The sequence below is a fragment of the uncultured Rothia sp. genome, from assembly GCF_937976295.1.
Classification (GTDB): Bacteria; Actinomycetota; Actinomycetes; order Actinomycetales; family Micrococcaceae; genus Rothia.
This window is the reverse complement of sequence record NZ_CALJRY010000080.1, coordinates 1-1,144: the sequence shown is the minus strand read 5'-3', so window position 1 is coordinate 1,144 and position 1,144 is coordinate 1. Positions and strand designations below refer to the sequence as shown.

Genomic DNA, 1,144 nt, shown 5'->3' with positions numbered 1-1,144 from the left:
GGCGCGCCGCCCGCCTGCCACTCGTGAGAGAGTGAAGTAGGCACATGGCTAAGCTGGCATGTCACGTTACGTTGTCGTTGGTTGAGAACCACCCACGGTAAAAACTATTTCTGCCGGTACAGCACCACCGCCGAGGAGCGTTTGCGCGGTGCCGGGCGCTGCCCCCGCTGGATGTTCACCACATCCCCGCGGGTGCTGGCTGCGAACACTCGTTCCGCCAGGCCCAGCTTGGCGTGCGCATCCTCAAGCTGAGTCTGCAGGCGGGCAATATGATCCCGGTGTTCCTCAACCATCTCTTCAAGCTCAATAATCCGGCGGATTCCCTCAAGCGAAACGCCTTCCTGCGAGAGTTGCTGAATACGCTGAAGTAAATCCACATCGCGCTGCGAATAGCGCCTGGCCTTGCCCGGCGCACGCGAAGGCTGCACCAGCCCCAGGCGGTCGTATTGGCGGAGCGTCTGCGGGTGCATACCCGCCAGCTCCGCCGCTACCGAAATCACAAAAACCGGCCTGTCGGCGCTGTAGGCAGACGCCGATGATTGCTTACTATGGGCACTCATAAGCTACCTAACTTTCTTCAAAAGGTCCTCACGGGGGTTCTCCTGCGGCGCCAGAGCAATGAATTTCTCGAAGGCTTCCTTCGCTTCATCGCTCAGGTTCTGCGGCAGGTGCACCTCGGGGATCACCAGCAGGTCGCCGGTGCCCGACTTGGTTTTGAACCCGCGTCCTTTCGCACGCAGTTTACGACCCACGCTGCCGGGAGTCAGCCGCAATTTGACGGTTTTACCGCCGGGTACGGGCACTTCCAGCACACCGCCGTTGACGGCTTCCTCTAGGGTCACGGGGGCACGCAGCACCAGGTTGTTTCCCTCGCGGCTATAGTGCGGGTCATCCGAGACACGCACGGTCACCATCAGATCGCCGCCGGTGCCGGGGCGGCCCTTGCCACGCACACGCACCTTCTGCCCGTCCTTCACACCCGCCGGGATGCGCGCCTCAGTACTCGTGCCGTCCGGCAGGAACACGGTCGCCTTGGTGCCCGTGTACGACTGCGGCAGGGTAATGCGCGTGCTGGTGGAAAGGTTGTTGTCCTGCGGGGTATGCTGGCGCCCGCCGCCGAAACCTTGAGCACCCCCGAACCCGG

2 protein-coding genes are annotated in these 1,144 nt (G+C 62.7%); both read right to left on the bottom strand.

All coding sequences use genetic code 11. From position 1 onward, the window contains the following. Window positions 1–104 precede the first annotated feature (104 nt). Window positions 105–560: a heat shock protein transcriptional repressor HspR gene (locus tag Q0216_RS02130; RefSeq protein ID WP_298592549.1), complete on the bottom strand. Its 456-nt coding sequence runs from the start codon at window positions 558–560 to the stop codon at window positions 105–107. A gap of 3 nt (window positions 561–563) precedes the next feature. Continuing rightward, window positions 564–1,144 (bottom strand): DnaJ C-terminal domain-containing protein (locus tag Q0216_RS02125; protein WP_298592548.1); only part of this gene is annotated, 581 nt, incomplete at its 5' end.

What these genes read in the sequence shown, in the direction of transcription:
- Q0216_RS02130 (WP_298592549.1), bottom strand. Translation starts at nt 560, where the DNA reads ATGAGTGCCCATAGTAAGCAATCATCGGCGTCTGCCTACAGCGCCGAC.